The 15,328-nt window shown below is 36.7% G+C and carries 14 protein-coding genes and 1 pseudogene; 10 read left to right on the top strand and 5 right to left on the bottom strand.

Translation table 11 applies throughout. The features are described from left to right. The 3 genes and pseudogenes from AACZ30_RS09025 to AACZ30_RS09015 all read right to left on the bottom strand — a co-directional run. A pseudogene (locus tag AACZ30_RS09025) lies at window positions 1-294 on the bottom strand (GLPGLI family protein); the annotation flags it as partial. Between the two features lie 8 nt (window positions 295-302). Then, window positions 303-1,130 (bottom strand): GLPGLI family protein, encoded by an 828-nt coding sequence (locus tag AACZ30_RS09020; RefSeq protein WP_339648933.1) that lies wholly within the window; start codon window positions 1,128-1,130, stop codon window positions 303-305. 10 nt (window positions 1,131-1,140) lie between these two features. Beyond that, the gene (locus AACZ30_RS09015) at window positions 1,141-1,983 is read right to left on the bottom strand and encodes a GLPGLI family protein (RefSeq protein WP_339648931.1); all 843 of its coding nucleotides are present in this window, start codon (window positions 1,981-1,983) and stop codon (window positions 1,141-1,143) included. A gap of 190 nt (window positions 1,984-2,173) precedes the next feature. On the opposite strand from AACZ30_RS09015, the gene AACZ30_RS09010 reads away from it, so the two are divergent. Then, a complete protein-coding gene (locus AACZ30_RS09010; protein WP_339648930.1) occupies window positions 2,174-3,643 on the top strand; it encodes an SLC13 family permease in 1,470 nt (489 codons plus the stop codon). Between the two features lie 35 nt (window positions 3,644-3,678). On the opposite strand, the gene AACZ30_RS09005 is transcribed toward AACZ30_RS09010, so the two are convergent. After that, complete coding sequence (locus AACZ30_RS09005; RefSeq protein WP_339648929.1) at window positions 3,679-4,701, bottom strand: AraC family transcriptional regulator; 1,023 nt, start codon at window positions 4,699-4,701, stop codon at window positions 3,679-3,681. Window positions 4,702-5,279: 578 nt separating this feature from the next. Here AACZ30_RS09005 and AACZ30_RS09000 point away from each other — a divergent pair. From AACZ30_RS09000 to AACZ30_RS08960, 9 genes are all read left to right on the top strand, one after another. Further along, on the top strand, window positions 5,280-5,615 hold the full coding sequence (locus tag AACZ30_RS09000; protein WP_075325720.1) for an arsenosugar biosynthesis-associated peroxidase-like protein: 336 nt from the start codon (window positions 5,280-5,282) through the stop codon (window positions 5,613-5,615). A gap of 64 nt (window positions 5,616-5,679) precedes the next feature. After that, on the top strand, window positions 5,680-6,738 hold the full coding sequence (gene arsS / locus AACZ30_RS08995; RefSeq protein ID WP_339648928.1) for an arsenosugar biosynthesis radical SAM (seleno)protein ArsS: 1,059 nt from the start codon (window positions 5,680-5,682) through the stop codon (window positions 6,736-6,738). A gap of 24 nt (window positions 6,739-6,762) precedes the next feature. Next, entirely contained in the window at window positions 6,763-7,380 is a 618-nt protein-coding gene (locus AACZ30_RS08990) for a TIGR04282 family arsenosugar biosynthesis glycosyltransferase (protein WP_093304987.1), read from the top strand. Between the two features lie 3 nt (window positions 7,381-7,383). Continuing rightward, entirely contained in the window at window positions 7,384-8,196 is an 813-nt protein-coding gene (locus AACZ30_RS08985; protein ID WP_093304989.1) for a purine-nucleoside phosphorylase, read from the top strand. Between the two features lie 99 nt (window positions 8,197-8,295). Then, entirely contained in the window at window positions 8,296-9,582 is a 1,287-nt protein-coding gene (locus AACZ30_RS08980) for an FAD/NAD(P)-binding oxidoreductase (protein WP_339648925.1), read from the top strand. Then, entirely contained in the window at window positions 9,579-11,162 is a 1,584-nt protein-coding gene (locus tag AACZ30_RS08975; RefSeq protein WP_339648923.1) for a 4Fe-4S dicluster domain-containing protein, read from the top strand. The genes AACZ30_RS08980 and AACZ30_RS08975 overlap by 4 nt, the downstream gene beginning before the upstream one ends. A gap of 87 nt (window positions 11,163-11,249) precedes the next feature. Continuing rightward, window positions 11,250-11,948, top strand: a complete 699-nt coding sequence (locus AACZ30_RS08970) for a glycosyltransferase family 2 protein (RefSeq protein WP_339648934.1) — start codon at window positions 11,250-11,252, stop codon at window positions 11,946-11,948. Continuing rightward, a complete protein-coding gene (locus tag AACZ30_RS08965) occupies window positions 11,948-13,414 on the top strand; it encodes a cellulose synthase family protein (RefSeq protein WP_339648922.1) in 1,467 nt (488 codons plus the stop codon). The genes AACZ30_RS08970 and AACZ30_RS08965 overlap by 1 nt, the downstream gene beginning before the upstream one ends. A gap of 304 nt (window positions 13,415-13,718) precedes the next feature. Beyond that, window positions 13,719-14,957 (top strand): mannosyltransferase, encoded by a 1,239-nt coding sequence (locus AACZ30_RS08960; RefSeq protein ID WP_339648921.1) that lies wholly within the window; start codon window positions 13,719-13,721, stop codon window positions 14,955-14,957. Here the strand turns inward: AACZ30_RS08960 and AACZ30_RS08955 are convergent. After that, window positions 14,928-15,328, bottom strand: a 401-nt coding sequence (locus AACZ30_RS08955) for a lipid-A-disaccharide synthase N-terminal domain-containing protein (RefSeq protein WP_339648920.1), incomplete at its 5' end; no start/stop codon positions are given. The two genes, AACZ30_RS08960 and AACZ30_RS08955, sit on opposite strands and share 30 nt — an antisense overlap.

Below are 15,328 nucleotides of genomic sequence, written 5' to 3'. Positions count from 1 at the left end.
CCTATGCTTCAAAATAACATATTGAAAATCTGTAACCGCTTCCCGGGAAGTATGTCCAGTATTTCCATTTCTAACAATAGGATTGGCCAGAGTTTTTGCCCGACTGGAAAATTTTGAAAGTTCGTCTCCGGCAAACAGGAGCATATATTCAGATTTGGATTCATCAAGATTAGTAGAATCCAATTTATAAGTAAGTTTATAGGTCACTTTGTACTCAAACTTATCTGATAGCTTTTGAGCACTGCAAATTATGGTAAACAATATAAGTAGAAATGTCAAGTAGGCTTTTTTCATAATTTCAGTTATTCCAGTTCTATGGGGTTATTTTTCTTCTTAAATTCCTCGCGATGTTCCCTTAATAATTTCTCTTTTTGACCGGGCTGAAAACCCATTGTAATACCAGAACTTTCCATTTTTATAAAGGGATTCTCAGCATACTCCTTTTTTATTTGCAGGAATCGTTCTCTACTAACCTCCAGATAATTTTCTGGATCAAACTCCATCGAAATTTCATCGTTCAATTCTTTAAAACCGTTGAGTTTAAAAGTGTAATAATCTTTATCATCTGAAATTTCCAGGATCAGGCCCGGTAAGCCTCGAAATTTATATGGCCCTTCTGAAATAGGTATCTCAGTAGTAAACCATGCGGTATAATTTCTTCCGGAAAAACTTGCTTTTGCCTTCTGTGCCACAAAACCGGCTACTTCTTTAGTTTCGGGCAAAATTTCCCAATTCAAATCATCAATATCCTGTACATACCGGTAATTATCCTTGACAATTTTCTCTGTAAAAGAAACCTTTGCTGAGTTCTGCCTCTTAAAAATATAAAAGTTTAATGCCGACATTGGCATTTTGGATCTCATTTCATTAAAACTTTGTTGGGTTCGTTCGCGATCTTTATACGCCTCTTTTATAGAATCTGCTATGTATTGACCTTCGCTAGAAAATCGCGAAATCTTATCACCAATAAACAATACCATAGTTTCATTCTGGATAGACTCAGTATCTGTTGAATCTATCTGCCAGGTAAGGTCGTAAGTAGCTTTGTATTTAAATTTATCTGTTAATTCCTGGGCAGGAACGAGCGAGCTTATTAATAGAAATATAAAGGGAATATAAAAGTGTTTCATAAATTAAATTTTAATCCAGTTCTATGGGGTTATTTCTCTTTTCAAGCTTTTCTTTGTTTTCGCGCAAAAGTTTTTCTTTTTCGCCGGCTTTAAATCCAAAAGTTATATTTTTTTCGGGAGTATTATTTCGTTCTACAACTGCGAATGGATCTAGCTTATATTCCTTAATACTTTCTAAAATTTCCTTTTTATCACTTTTTATAAAATGAGAAACTTTAAGCTCTACGCTAGCAGGATTTTTGAACTTTTCGAAACTTTTTAGTTTATAATTATAATGATTTTGAATGTCGCTAATTTCAAGAATAAGGCCCGGCAATCCGTTAAACTTGTAAGGTCCTTCTGAAATAGGAATTTCTGAAGTAAACCAGGCGATATAATTTCTTCCGGAAAAAGTGGTAGTCGCCTTTTGTGCCTGATAGCCTTTTATCAGCTTATTTTCCGGCAAAATCTCCCAACTAAATTGGTTCAGGTCTTCTTCGTACCTCAGGTTATCCCTAAGAATTTTATAGGAGTAAGATATTTTTTCTTCCGGAAAACCTTTGTAAATCACCGATTCAAACTCGGTTTTAGTTCTTTTAGCACGCTCTTCAAAATCCATACTTCCAATATCTCTTCCCTGTAAATTCATTTTCAAAGAATCACTCATCGTCCGCCCCCGGCTGGCAAAAATTGAAACCTTATTGCCCAGAAATAAATTAAAATCTTCGGTTTTCAATTTATTAATATCCGTAGAATCGGGAGCATAAGTTAACTCGTAAATAGCTTTGTATTTAATTTGATCTTCTATCTCTTTGTTCTGTGCAAAAGCGGAAGAAAAAACAAGGCTGAAAATAATCAAAAGGAAAGTCTGCATTAGTGATGATATATTAAGAATTAGATTGATATGATGAATAATTGTTCAATATTAAGAATATATTTATCCTAATAAAAATTTTAACTAAATAAATAGTAGTTAAACTAAAAAAAAAGTTGAATGCATATTTAAAGAATTATCTGGCTCTATTAAATTTAATATCTTGGTAGATCCTTGAGAACCTTAACTAATGAATAAATTTATAAGAGCGCTAATTTTAATAGCGGGGCCATTATTATTTTTTATCCTTCAAATCATTGGGGCACCGCAATCTATGCCGCCGGCAGCTTTTGATATACTTTGTATTACCATTTGGATGGCGCTCTGGTGGGTTACAGAGGTAATCCCAATTTCGGTCACCGCTTTACTGCCCATTGTTATGTTCCCCTTAACCGGCGCTTTAGATATTGAAGCCACCACCGCTGCTTTTGGTCATAAATACGTGTTTTTATACCTGGGCGGATTTGTTCTCGCGGTAGCTATAGAAAAATGGGATTTACACCGAAGAATTGCGCTAAATATCATCAATCTTATTGGAAGCAAAATAAAATTTATAATCCTCGGCTTTATGATAGCCACCGCATTTCTTTCTATGTGGATCTCCAATACCGCAACTTCAGTTATGATGCTTCCAATTGGCACCGCAATAATAAGTCAGTTGAAAAACAATCCTTTTAGCAACGAAAATGAACCTTTGGTCTTTGGTAAAGCATTAATGCTCGCTATAGCCTATAGTGCTTCTATTGGTGGAATTGGAACGCTTATAGGAACACCACCAAATCTCGTTTTTGCCGGAATTGTTGAAGAATTGTACGGCATTGAGATCAGTTTTTTAAAATGGGCAATGTTAGGAATTCCTATCTCGGTTTTCTTGTTATTTATCTGTTGGAAATACTTAACCAGTTTTGCTTTTAAATTTGATAAAGCTGAATTCCCCGGCGGAAAAGCCGAAATTAATAAGCTACTGAAGTCTTTAGGAAAAATAAGCAAGCAGGAAAAAAGAGTGCTGGTAATTTTCTGTTGTACCGCTTTTCTCTGGATCACAAGATCTTTTTTAATCCAGCCTTTTCTACCTTTTATAGATGACACCATAATAGCAATTATTGCAGCAATCGCACTTTTTATCGTTCCCTCCGGAAAAGAAACAAAACCCTTATTGAACTGGGAAGAAGCGGTAAAAATTCCCTGGGGAATTATTCTACTTTTTGGCGGCGGAATGGCCCTTGCAAAAGGTTTTAGTGAAACAGGTTTAGCGGTTTGGATAGGCGAACAATTCACTTACTTACAAAACCTGCCTTTATTCCTATTAATATTAATTCTTGTCGCTGCCGTTAATTTTCTAACCGAAGTAACCTCTAATCTCGCCACCACGGCAATGCTACTTCCAATTTTAGCACCTATGGCTTTGGCAATGGGACTTCACCCTTACTTATTATTAATAAGCGCTACACTGGCCGCATCCTGCGCTTTTATGTTGCCGGTAGCAACACCACCAAATGCAGTGGTTTTTGGCTCCGGTTACCTTAATATTCCAGATATGATAAAAACAGGATTATGGATGAACCTGTTCTCCATTCTTTTAATAAGTATTTTGGTATATTTCTTTTTACCCAGCATCTGGGGTTTTAAAGTGAACGAGATTCCAGAAATTTTTGCATAAAAAAAACTTGTGACTGATCAAGGGGAAAACTTTTTTTAATCAACTTCCTTCTTTCTCGTTTTCAAAAAGTATTTAGGATTTACTCCATACTTTTCTTTAAAGATCTTAGAGAAATAACTCCTGTTATTTAAACCAATCGCGGTTACAATTTCAGAAATATTCTTTTCTGAAGTCATTAGCATTTCCTTGGCGGCTTCCAGCTTTTTATGCTGCATATATTTATTTACCGTAAGATCGTAAACATATTTAAAACCTTCTTGCAGTTTATTTACGTTTGTTCCCGCTTCTTTTGCCAGGGTTTCTACTGTTAAATTACTTCCTAAATCACCCTGAATGCGTTTTACCACATAATCTACCTTTTCAATGTCAGACTGTCTTAGTATCTGCGGAAGCTTATCGCCATCCTCATCATCTTCATACTGGGCAATTTGAATAACGAGCATTTGAAATGTTTTAGCTTCCAAATAAAGAGAACGTAAGAAACCGGTGAATTCCTTAGTATTAATTTCATTCATAATATCGGCAGCTTTTATACTATAGTTGCCCTGGTAGAAGAACTGCTTTTCGGCCACCGCATCCTGAAATAATCCTTTTAGTGTGGGTTCAAGATCTTTAAAATCGTAATTACGCCTATGGGCAAAAACAGATCTAATAATTTCAAGGCTGGAAATGTGAGTTGCCTCGTTGGCTTTAAAATACAGTACGTGCCCATTATACCCGCTACTGGATACAATTATATTTTGATAAGCTTTTATTTCATTTACTTTCTCAGCATCCTGAAAAGAATGACCAATTGATCCCGCTGAGCAAAAAATAAACTTTAAGGGATGCACCGTGTTTAAGGCAAAATGAATTTCCACATCTTCATAAAACTTGCAGTTGTAAGAAATGAAGCCCATCCCAGAGTCAAAACTAATTCCCCTAATATAGCCTTCGCCCACTTCTTTTGGCAATTCTATGGTGTATTCTCCACTTCCATTTTGAACTGGTGCATTAAGGTTTTCAGAAATATCCTGAATAATTTCATCTACTGGTAAAGTTTTTACATTTATCCTCATAAACTAAACGTGGGGAAGCCCCTTTATTTCGAATTTTAAAACTTAATATTAGTTTTATTTTAAATACAAACGAAGTGTTTTAACACTCGTTGAATTTCTGTAAAGTTAGAATATCCTTCGCAAATAGCAGTAAAAGCCATTAACAAATCGGTTTTAAGTTAATATTTACAGCTTTTGCGTCAAACACTTTGCTTAATTGCAAGCTCAAAATACGCAATTGCGCCCGATTTCACGTCATAAACCGTAACTTTTATCTTAAAAACGGCAAGCAAAACAAATTAACAATCAGATATTTACATATTATTAATCGCGCCCTCTCCTACCCTGGTTAGGTACCAAATATATCGAATACTATGGATATTATTTTTCTTCTTTTGGGCCTTGAAGCTTTGGCAATAATTATTGTTTCCACATTTTTTGTAAAAAAAATAATTAAAACACTAAGAAAGAAGTAGCTGCCAACTACCTTTTAAATTCTCAAATTTCAAAACTTCCCTTATTAAAACAAACATTCATTGGGTAAGTAAGTTTTAATGGATATTTTAGACAAAAAATGTATAAATTAAACTTGTCACAAAATGTCTAAGACTTACTATAATCCAGATGATTTAAGAAAATTCGGCGAAATAACCGAATGGAGTGAAGAATTAGGAAATAAATTTTTTGATTACTACGGAAAAGTTTTTGAGGAAGGAGCACTTTCTGCTAGAGAAAAGTCGCTTATCGCTCTTGCTGTTTCGCACGTTGTAAAATGCCCATATTGCATTGATGCCTATACTAAAGACGGCCTTCAAAGAGGAATTACCAAAGAAGAAATGATGGAAGCCGTACACGCCGGTGCCGCTATAGAAAGTGGAGCAACCCTGGTACATGGCGTACAAATGATGAATAAATATGATAAGTTGAGCATGTAAGCTATTATCTTACCGCTCAATCTCACAAATCATTATCTTCAAATAGCACTAAATGTAATTTTACATGGCTTTACTCAAATCCCTATCGGCTAGAAAAAACGATCTTTCTAAACCAGAGAACCAGCTTGCATTTTTGAGCAACGGAATTTTTAAAGAAGGAGAACTTCCCCTTTTTAAAGATAAAATTGCCAAAACCGGCAATTACCCGTTAAAACCTAAAAAACTGGAAATCCTTCAGCTTAACTTAGGCTATATGTGCAACCAGGTTTGTTCACACTGTCACGTAGACGCCGGTCCCGATCGCAAGGAAATTATGACCAAAGAAACCTTGCAGCAGTGCCTGGAGGTTATTAAAACCACTAAAGCCCATACCTTAGATCTCACCGGTGGTGCTCCGGAAATGAACCCCAATTTTAGATGGTTTGTAGAAGAAGCTTCTAAAGCAGGGATCAAAGATTTTATTGTTCGGTCTAATCTTACTATAATTCTGGCAAACAAAAAATACCACGACTTACCAGAATTCTTCAAAAAATATAATGTTCACGTAGTTTCCTCGCTTCCATTTTATAAAAAGGAAAAAACAGATAAACAGCGCGGAACTGGTGTTTTTGATAAATCTATCAAAGCTCTACAAATGCTTAACGCTGTGGGCTACGCACAGCCAGAAACAGAACTAAAATTGGATCTCGTATATAATCCATCAGGGGCCTTTCTACCTACCAATCAACAAGCACTGGAACAGGATTTTAAAACCGCACTTAAAGAAGATTTCAATATAGATTTTGATAACCTTTTTGCTATTACTAATCTTCCTATAAGCAGGTTTCTGGAATTTTTGATCGCTTCAGAGAATTATGAAGATTATATGTATGCGCTTGTAGAGGCTTACAATCCCGCCGCGGTAGAGAGTGTGATGTGCACCAATACCATTTCGGTAAGTTGGGATGGCTGGTTATACGACTGTGATTTTAATCAAATGTTAGAACTAAAAGTAGACAGCAAAGTGCAGCACATTAGCGATTACAACGAAGATTTGCTCAATAACCGGGAAATAAGAATTTCACAACATTGTTACGGCTGTACTGCAGGTGCTGGAAGTAGCTGCCAGGGAACAGTTGCATAATTTTCACTTCTTAAATTTTAAACTTTGAGCCTTAAACCTACCGAAGCTTTATTAATTATCTTTACCAGGAATCCAGAACCGGGAAAAGTAAAAACCAGGCTTGCCAAAGATGTTGGCGATATAATTGCTTTTAAAATTTATAATTTTTTGCTGGAACACACTGTTTCAGTTACTAGAAATCTTGCAGTTGGCAAAGAAGTATATTATTCTGAAGGAATTGCCCAAAACGATATTTGGGACCCTGAGATTTATGCTAAAAAACTTCAGCAGGGAGAAGGCCTTGGAGAAAGAATGAAGAACGCCTTTGAAGAAGGCTTTAAAAATGGCTACCAAAATATTATAATTATTGGCAGCGATCTTTACGATTTACAGCGGGAAGATCTGGAAAAAGCTTTTCAATTACTTCAGGAAAAAGATGCGGTAATTGGCCCGGCTACAGATGGCGGTTATTATTTATTGGGAATGAATCAATTGTTTCCAGAAGTATTTGAGGATAAAAAATGGGGAACCTCATCGGTTTTGGAGGATACTTTAAAGGATTTAAAAGGAAAAAATATCGGTTTGCTTGACGCCAGGAACGATGTAGATTATTATTCAGATATTAAAGATCATAAAGATTTTCAGCAATTTTTCAAAAATTAAAAAATGATTAAAGAAATACAGGAAACTACTAAATACCTGAAGGAAAAAGGATTTGAAAACCCTGAAATTGGAATAATCCTGGGCACCGGTTTAGGTCAGCTCTTAGACGAGATAAAAATAGAAATTGAGGTTAGTTACAATCATATTCCGCATTTTCCAACCGCAACGGTAGAATTCCATAAAGGGAAATTAATTTTTGGAGAACTGGAAGGAAAAAAAGTGATGGTCATGCAGGGGCGTTTCCATATGTATGAAGGCTACACGATGCAAGATGTTACTTTTCCTGTGCGCATTATGCACCAGCTTGGTATTAAAAAACTACTTGTTTCTAATGCTTCCGGATCGGTAAATTTGAAGTTCAAAAAAGGTGAACTTATGCTAATTGACGATCATATTAATTTGCTGGGAGATTCTCCTTTAGCCTTTAAAGGAGTTTCACAAATGGGCGAACGTTTTGTGGATATGAGTGCGCCTTACGATGCTGAAATGAATAAAGCATTTGAAATTATCGCTAAAAATGAAAGAATTACACTGCACAAAGGAGTCTACGCAGCACTTTTAGGTCCGCAATTAGAAACCCGTGCCGAATATAGAATGTTGCAGGTCTTGGGAGCAGATGCTGTGGGAATGAGTACCGTACCCGAAATTATTGTGGCCAATCATCTAAAACTACCGGTTTCGGCTATTTCTGTAATTACAGATGAAGGCGACCCAGATAACCTAGAACCGGTAAATATTAATGAAATTATTGCAATGGCCGAAAAAGCAGAACCAAATATGATTAAGCTTTTTAAGGAAGTAATAAAATCTGTTTAAGAACAGTTGCTTTGAACAAATTCAAAAGAAAAAATAAGAAATAATAACTTAATTTCGAAGAAGGCCCTGGAGCTTTTAAATCTCGATTATCGAGCACATATGGAACACATTGTTATTATAGGAAATGGAATTGCGGGAATTACCTGTGCGAGGCATATTAGGAAAAATTCCGATGCAAAAATTACTGTAATTTCTGCGGAAAGCGAATATTTCTTTTCCCGTACAGCCATTATGTATGTGTATATGGGCCATATGAAATGGAATCACCTAAAACCTTATGAAGACTGGTTTTGGGAGAAAAATAGAATTGAATTAAAAAAAGCCTGGGTTGATACCATAGATTTTGAAGAAAAAACATTGCATTTTTCTACAGAAGAAACAATGAACTACGATAAGTTGGTTTTGGCAACGGGTTCGGTTTATAATAAATTTGGTTGGGAAGGTCAGGATTTAGAGGGTGTGCAGGGCCTGGTTTCTAAACAGGATCTGGAACTACTGGAAGAAAACACCAAAAACTGTAAGAAAGCAGTAATTATTGGCGGCGGACTTATAGGCGTAGAACTCGCCGAAATGCTCAAAACCAGGAATATTGAACTCACTTTCTTAATTCGGGAAGAAGCTTTTTGGCATAATGTCTTGCCCATCCAGGATGCTAAAATGATCTCTAAACATATCAAATCCCACGGCGTAGATCTTAGAGAGAAAACAGAACTGGATAAGATTGTTGCGAATGAAAATGGAAGAGTTAAATCTATAATCACAAAATCCGGAGAAGAAATCGAATGCCAGTTATTGGGCCTTTGCACCGGAGTTAGACCAAATATAGATTTTCTTAAAAACTCTCCATTAGAAACAGATAGAGGAATTCTCGTTGATGAATATTTACAAACCAACATCAAAGATGTTTACGCTATTGGTGATTGCGTCCAAATAAAGCAACCTTTACCTCATCGTAAATCTATTGAAGCAGTTTGGTATGCCGGCCGTATGATGGGCGAAACTCTTGCACAAACCTTAACCGGTAATGCGATGAAATACAAACCGGGAAACTGGTTTAATTCGGCTAAATTCTTCGATATTGAATACCAAACTTACGGCAATGTTTCGGCAAAACCGGGCGATAACGAAATGCATTTTCACTGGCAGCATAAAGATAACACCAAAGCTATTACGATCGCCTTTGATGCAAATTCAAATAAATTCCTGGGAATAAACACTTTTGGAATTAGGATGCGCCACCAGGTTTTCGATCAATGGTTGAATGAAAATCACAAAATAGATCACGTTTTAGCCAATCTAAAACAAGCCAATTTTGATCCCGAATTTTATACTCGTTACGAGAAAGACATTTTTAAAAGTTTTAAAGAGAATCTACAGAAAGCATGAGTGAAATAGAACATAACATGTCTCTTACGGCCGAAGCACCGGCAAAACTTTCTACCACGCAAAGACTGGCCAGCGGTATTGGTTTGATCGGCCTTTTTATCTTAGTGCTTGCTGTCGCCAATGTAAATTTCCCCAATAAAACTTTATTCCTAAGTTTATCCTTAGGGCTTATTGCAGCTGGCACAATAATATTTGCGAACGATCTCTATCTAGGGAAACACGAAGGAATTAAAAATGATGGAGTTTGGTTTAAATCACTTAGCGGACGTGGGTTTTGGGCCTGGATCCTGGGCATTAGTCTCACCCTTTTTTATGTTGTGCTTTATTGGTATCCACAATATTTAGGTTTGAATGCTGATGGTGAAAATACCGGAATCATCTCACTTTTTGATCCGTTAAGCCAATTCATTAGCGGAAATCCTGCCAGCCAATGGTTTGTGTACGGCACACTTTACACGCTGGCTATTCTTATTTTCGGCTATAAATTTATTCTCAAATATCGTAATAATCGCTACGAGGTAATTCGCACATTTTCGGTGATGTTTTTTCAGTTAGGTTTTGCATTTCTACTTCCCGAAATTTTAATCCGGCTAAACCAACCTTACTATAATCCAGCTAATATTTGGCCGCTTAACTACGATTTGTTCACCGATTATAAGATCAACGAATTCCTTTCGGCAGGTAATGTCGGTGTAATTATGCTAGCTTTTGGTTTGATTTCCATCTTTGTAATCACCCCAATTTTAACATACAAATACGGTAAACGTTGGTATTGCAGCTGGGTTTGTGGCTGTGGCGGACTCGCAGAAACCGCCGGCGATCCTTATCGTCATCTTTCCAATAAATCTCAATATGCCTGGAAAATTGAACGCTGGGTGATTCATAGCGTTTTGGTTTTTGTTACCGTAATGACCATCGCGGTTTTATACTCATTTTTGGGCGACAGCGCCAATGATTTCTGGCTTACCAAAGATGTTTTCCTTTGGGGTTCGGCCGGATTTCTCACTTTACTTTTTGCCGTAATTATGATCTTTAAACGCAAAGAATTAGCGAAAGATGCTAAATATGGTGCTATTGGTTATTTGGTAGTGATTTTAGCAATTATTGGGATTAATTATTTTAGCGGAAATGGGAATATTTTCTTTTTTGGAGGCTATCAACTTAGGGAATGGTACGGTTTTTTAATTGGCGCCGCATTTTCTGGTGTAATCGGCGTAGGCTTTTATCCAATTTTCGGAAGTCGGGTTTGGTGCCGCTATGGTTGCCCAATGGCGGCGATCTTAGGAATGCAGCAACGACTTTTTTCAAGGTTTAGAATTACTACCAATGGCGGCCAGTGTATTTCTTGCGGAAATTGCTCTACCTACTGCGAAATGGGAATTGACGTTCGCGCTTATGCTCAAAAAGGTGAAAATATTGTGCGTTCCAGTTGTGTTGGCTGCGGAATTTGCTCGGCAGTTTGCCCAAGAGGCGTTTTAAAACTTGAAAATGACGATATGGACGGACGCATAAATTCGGAAGAAGTGCTGTTGGGAAATGATCTAGATCTAATGGATTTAGTAAACCAGAAATCGAAGTAAATGCCGAAAAAAAATCAGGAATCTGAGAGGAAAACTCCGACCAATGACTCAGAAAAATATTCTGCCAATAAAAAGAATTTTCGTGATATAAAACCCTCTGGAGGGATTAAGGTTATTATTCCGGCTTATAACGAAGAAGATTCCATAGCTAAAGTCATTGTAGAAATTCCGGAAATTGTTCAGGAAATAATTGTAGTAAGCAACAATTCTACCGATGCTACCGAGGAAAATGCTAAAAACGCCGGTGCCACGGTACTTCAGGAAAAGCGAAAAGGTTATGGTTATGCCTGTTTAAAGGGAATGGATTATATTTCAAAACAAGAAAATAAACCCGACATTATTATTTTCCTTGATGGCGATTACAGTGATTTCCCAGCCGAATTAACTAAAATTATCGCACCAATTATTAAGGAAAATAAAGACCTGGTTATTGGTTCCCGGGTTAAAAGATGGCGTGAAAAAGGCTCGATGACTTTTCCGCAGATATTTGGAAACTGGCTGGCGACTTCCCTAATGAAATTATTCTTCAACGCCCGCTTTACCGATCTGGGTCCTTTTAGAGCAATTAAATACGATAAGTTGCTTGAACTTGAAATGCAGGATAAAACTTACGGTTGGACAGTAGAAATGCAATTAAAAGCCTTAAAAAAAGGATTTTCTTACACCGAAGTTCCCGTCCACTATAAAAACAGGATTGGCACTTCAAAAGTTTCAGGCACCGTGAAAGGTGCTATCTTTGCAGGAATCAAAATCCTGGGTTGGATCTTTAAATACAGTTTTAAGTAATGGATTTAGCCATTATCATCATATATACCCTTGCCCTGCTGCTTATTTTCTTCTACAGTATCTCGCAGTTCCATTTATTATTGAATTACCTAAAAGCCAAAAAACAGGTAGATGCTTCGGAAAAATTTGATTTAAAAAATCCTGCGGAAACACCTTTCATTACTATTCAACTCCCACTCTACAACGAACTTTATGTAGTGGAACGCCTGCTGAAAAATATTGCGAAAATTGATTATCGTCGTGAAAAATTAGAGATCCAGGTTTTAGATGATTCTACCGATGAATCGGTTAAAAAAATTGAATCATTGGTTTCAGAGCTTCAAAAAACCGGACTCGACATCCAGCATATTACCCGAAAAGACCGAAGCGGATTTAAAGCCGGTGCTTTAAAAGAAGGTTTAAAGATTGCTAAAGGAGAGTTTATCGCCATTTTCGATTCCGATTTTATGCCGAAAAAAGACTGGTTGTTACAAACCGTGCCCTATTTCAAAAATCCTGAAATTGGAGTGGTGCAAACTCGATGGGGACATATTAATCGGGACTATTCCCTACTTACTAAAATTCAGGCATTCGCTTTAGATTTTCATTTTATCCTGGAACAAACCGGCCGTAATTTTGGACGGCATTTTATCAACTTTAACGGGACAGCAGGAATATGGAGGAAAGAATGTATTTTGGATGCGGGAAATTGGAGCGGAGACACCTTAACCGAAGACCTTGACTTAAGCTACCGCGCACAACTTAAGAACTGGAAGTTTAAGTACCTGGAAGATGTGGAAACTCCAGCCGAATTGCCAGTGGCGATAAGCGCAGCGCGTTCGCAACAATTTCGCTGGAATAAAGGTGCTGCAGAGAATTTTAAAAAGAATTTCAAGAAGTTACTTAAAGACAAATCGGTTCCATTTGGCACTAAGTTTCACGCCTTTTTCCATCTTCTAAATTCCAGTATGTTCTTAATCATCCTGGTGTTGGCAGTTTTAAGTATTCCGGTATTATTTATTAAAAACAACAATCCGCAGTTCAGCTGGTATTTTAATTTGGTGGCTTTCTTTTTAGTAAGCACCGTGATTTTCTTTCTTTGCTATTATGCTGCTTATGCGAGAATTCACGGGAAGAGTTTTAAAAGCTTTTTAAAATTTATAGGCATGTTTTTCACTTTCTTTTCGGTAGCGATGGGATTTTCGGTTCATAATTCCCTGGCGGTTTTGGAAGGTCATCTGGGGAAAAAATCGGCTTTTATTAGAACTCCAAAATTCAATGTAAGTTCCCTAAACGATTCCTGGAAAAAGAATATTTATATTCAGCAGAAATTTTCCTTAAGCATTGGGGTTGAATTTGCTTTATGGCTGTATTTTGGTTTCGGACTCTATAGCGCTTTTATGCTGAACGATTTTAGCCTCGCCATTTTCCACTTGATGCTGTTTATAGGCTTTGGGTTTGTTGTTTTTAGATCGGTTAGAATATAGTAGGATGAATCACAAGCCGTCCTTGCGTCATTACGAACGAAGTGAAGTAATCTCTTCATTATTACTACAAATACAGATTGCTTCGTCCCTCGCAATGACAACTAATTTTTAATAATAATATGCTGTGCTGGATTTCCTTAAAAATCATAAGTTTTCCATTCTCCTAATCTTAACAGGAATTGCTTTTTATTGGTCTTTCGCTTACGATCTAAACCGCACTGATTTCACAAAACTGATCAGTCTTTATACCGGTTTATTTTTTATCAGTTTTAAGCTTCTTCAATTAGAAAAAAACAATTTCTGGTTGTTAGCTGGAATTGCAGTTTTATTCCGACTCGTTTTTATTGTGGCCACGCCAAACCTTTCGCAAGATTTTTACCGTTTTATCTGGGATGGAAAATTGATTCTGGACGGAATAAATCCTTATTTATCGGTGCCGAATGATTTAAAAGAGATTTCAACTTCTCTCGAATTCACACAGCAAAAACTAATACAGGGAATGGGAAGTTTAAGTGCGGGAAACTACACCAGTTATCCGCCGGTAAATCAACTGCTGTTTGCAATTTCAGCATTTTTAGGAGGAAAGAGTATTTTGGGTTCTGTGATCACGATGCGATTTTTTCTCATTTTAGCCGATCTGGGCACGCTATATTTCGGCCGAAAATTACTGCTGAAATTAAAACTACCCACTCACAAGGTCTTCTGGTTTATTTTGAATCCTTTTATAATCATAGAACTCACCGGAAATTTTCATTTTGAAGGCGCAATGCTGTTCTTCTTAACCTGGTCTATTTATTTATTACATCAGAAAAAATGGATTTGGAGTGCGGTACTACTTGGAATATCAGTTTCGGTAAAATTGTTGCCACTATTGTTCTTACCGCTTTTATGGAATTATTTCTTAAAGAAAAGAAACTTTAAAAACCTACCCGACAATGCACTGATTAGAAACAAAATAAGACAAGTTAGGGAGCTAAATTCTCAGCAGTTATTGATATATTATCTAATTGCGGGAACCACTATTTTAATTAGTTTTCTACCTTTTCTTTCTTCGGAATTTATCTCCAATTTTTCAGCAAGTATTGCGCTATGGTTTCAGAAATTCGAGTTTAATGCGGGTATTTATTATATAATTAGATGGATTGGATTTCAGCTAAAAGGCTACAATATTATTGGCACAGCCGGGAAAATCCTACCTCTAATTGTAATTTTAATTCTAGCAGGACTGGCCGTTTTCAGAAGAAATAATTCAACCGAAAAGCTAATTCATACTATGCTTCTGGGAGTCTCGGTTTACTTTTTTCTTTCAACAACCGTACATCCCTGGTATATTGCCACCCCACTTTTGCTTTCGGTTTTTACGAAATTCAGGTTTGCACTGGTATGGTCGTTTTTGGTAATGCTAAGTTATTCGGCTTATACCGGTAACGGATTTCAGGAAAATTACTGGTTAATTGCGGTTGAATATATTCTTGTTATAGGAATCTTCCTAATAGAAATTTTTAAACCGAAATTACTCACCAGACTTCCGTATTATAAATAAATTCCTGATATAAACAATTCCCCCAAAAAAGTGGGCGGCAATTAAAACCGGGTCATCCCGAAAAATGCCGTAGGTAAAAATAAGAATGGATCCCACGAGGCTAATAATCCAGAATTTGAGAGGCAGATCTGATTCCTGGTTTCTTTCGGCATGAATCCATTGATAAATAAAACGCGAAGTATAAATAAGTTGCCCCACAATTCCAAGAGCAATAAGCCACATGGAAATATTGTCGCCTTTAATAAGATCTTCCCAGTCTAACTGCCCAAATAAGCCAATATATAATGCGATTAGAATTGGCAAAACTATGACATATACCTTGAACATTATGCCAGATTCTCCCCATTTACCCTGTAACTGAAGGTTTCTAA

The sequence above is a fragment of the uncultured Salegentibacter sp. genome, assembly GCF_963972535.1.
Taxonomy (GTDB): Bacteria; Bacteroidota; Bacteroidia; order Flavobacteriales; family Flavobacteriaceae; genus Salegentibacter.
The sequence above is the reverse complement of the archived record's forward strand: the minus strand, read 5'-3'. Positions and strand labels throughout refer to the sequence as shown.